General features: G+C 68.5%; 1 protein-coding gene. It reads right to left on the bottom strand.

Features of this window, described 5'->3' with window-relative positions; genetic code table 11:
* Nucleotides 1–13: 13 nt before the first annotated feature.
* Nucleotides 14–1,675: an IS4 family transposase gene (locus ABZ880_RS54380; protein WP_361279420.1), complete on the bottom strand. Its 1,662-nt coding sequence runs from the start codon at nt 1,673–1,675 to the stop codon at nt 14–16.
* Nucleotides 1,676–1,815 lie beyond the last annotated feature (140 nt).

The raw sequence follows: 1,815 nt of genomic DNA, 5'->3' as shown, positions 1-1,815 counted from the left end.
CAATGCCGCGTAGTTAAGCCGTGAGGTCGTGCGTCAACTGCCCTGTTTCTGCTGTTGGGTGTGTGGGGGCGAGCCACTGGGGGTGCAGTGTGTAGCGCCCTCGGCCGGACTTGTTGAGGAAGCCCTGGGGGACCCACTGCCCCAGTTGCGCGCTGAGGCTGCGGACGTGGTCGATCTGCAGCGCGTCGGCGATCTCCCGGGGACTCCAGTCGCGGGTGGGGTTGGTTCGTAGGAGTCGGAGGACTTGTTCGCGGCGGCCCGATGCAGTGTCCGGGGCGGTTGCAGGGTGGGCGGTGTGCGCGGAGAGCGGGATGACAGTGATGTCCAGGTGGGCGATGTTCCTGCTGGGCAGGGGACGGGGTTCGTTCGGGGTGACGCCGTAGCGTGACATCGGGCATTTCACCTTCCGGGCGCTGATCCTGGGGCGTCGGGGCGGCAGCAGGTTGTCCAGCACGGCCTGGGTGATGCCGCCGTTGTCGGGGGCGGGGCCTGTGACGGCGGTCGCGGTGATGATCTGGTCGGTCGCGCTGTGCAGGGCGGCGGTGAAGCAGGCCCGGTCGGGGTCGGTGCCGGGGCGGGTCTCGACGGCGTCGCACATGGCCCGGCGAAGGACCTGGTAGACGGTGAGCAGGGCCCAGAGTTCCTGTTCCAGGCCGCAGCGGTCGGCGGAGCGCAGGACGCGTCCGGTGAACAGGGTGTGCCGCAGCGCCAGGAACGCCGACTCCACTTCCCAGCGTTCGTGGTAGAGGTGGGCGAGGCGGTCGGCGGGGTCGGTTCGGTGGTCGAGCAGCGTGGTCAGCAGCCGGTAGGTGTCGCCGATGCGGGTGCCGTCGGCGCAGGTGGCGGTGATGTCGACGTCGATGAAGCGGAAGGTTCGGCCGTTGATCCGGGTCAGGAAGGATCCGTCGGGCAGGACGGCCCAGACGGCGGGGCGGCGGCGGGCGTTCATCCTCACCAGGAGCTGGGCGCCGGTGTCGGCGGCGCGGTTGAGGAAGTCGTCGCCGGTGAAGGCGCGGTCGGCCAGCAGCAGCATCGTGTCGTCCAGCAGAGGCAGCATCTGGTCGGCGTAGTGGGGCTCACCGCGGTGGGTCGAGCCGAACACGGCGCCGATCAAGGCACGCGTTCCGGTCTCGCACAGTGCCATCAGCCTCAGGTGTGGATAGCCCTCGAAGGTTCCGCTCCGCCCGCGGCGGAGTTTCCCCAGCAGTGCATGGATGCGGGGCTGGTCCGGGGCCAGCAGAGAACTGCAGCCGTCGAAGGCGACGGTGCGCCAGCGCCGATAGCACGTCCCCGGGGTCGTGGGCCGCGCCACCGGGCCGGCCACCACGTCGAACAGCGCCTTCAGCGGCGCCACTCCGATCCTGCGCCGGAGATCACGCAGGGCCTTCTCCGACGGCCTGACCAGACGCAAGGCACCGAGCCCGGACACGAGCCGGTCCCAGACGCGCCCATAGCCGAGACCTGGGAAGATCCCCAGGGCCAGGACGAAGTACACCCCCACACGCGAGGGCAGCAGGCGCAGGCGATGCTGCACTGTTCGCGTCTGGGAAAGGACGTCATCGACGAGTTCGAACGGCAGATACTGCGTCAACTCACCAAGGTGACCAGGGGCAAAAACACCCCTCGCCACGGTGATGGTGCGCGTGAAGCTCGTGATGGCAGACTGCTGGGACAACGGGACCTCATCGCTGAGCAGGAAGACCTTGGACGGCTTCCCTGCAGTAGCAGGGGTCCCGTTTCCCATGCTGTTCAGCGCGGCACCACGGCCGATGATCAAGTTGACGCACGACCTCACGGCTTAACTACGCGGCATTG

This window comes from Streptomyces sp. NPDC047043 (assembly GCF_040644055.1).
In the GTDB taxonomy this organism is placed as follows: Bacteria; Actinomycetota; Actinomycetes; order Streptomycetales; family Streptomycetaceae; genus Streptomyces.
Note: the sequence above shows the minus strand (reverse complement) of the source record. Positions and strands in the feature narration are given on the sequence as shown.